This window comes from Photorhabdus africana (genome assembly GCF_035181445.1).
GTDB lineage: Bacteria > Pseudomonadota > Gammaproteobacteria > Enterobacterales > Enterobacteriaceae > Photorhabdus > Photorhabdus laumondii.
In genome coordinates this window covers 1-223 of record NZ_JAXBVE010000339.1, presented here as the reverse complement: position 1 = coordinate 223, position 223 = coordinate 1, and the positions used below count along the sequence as shown (strand labels likewise).

Genomic DNA, 223 nt, shown 5'->3' with positions numbered 1-223 from the left:
CGCCACCGGCCAGGTGGGAAAAGCCTGCGGCCCCAGGTGATACTGCACGGCGGCAGACTGGGTAAAAATGTCATCCATCTGGCCGATTTGTTTGGACGAGGTGAGATAAACGCCCCGCAGGCCCGGCTGTGCCGGGCCGCCGTTGTCGAGGAGCCCCTCCAGCAGCGGCACCAGATAGCTGTGCAGCCCCTGTATCTGGCGGGTGAAGCTGAACAGCGGACTG

1 protein-coding gene is annotated in these 223 nt (G+C 64.1%); it reads right to left on the bottom strand.

The genetic code is table 11. The features are described from left to right. Nucleotides 1-223, bottom strand: a 223-nt coding sequence (locus SLS51_RS25035) for a type VI secretion protein IcmF/TssM N-terminal domain-containing protein (RefSeq protein WP_323840944.1), incomplete at both ends; no start/stop codon positions are given.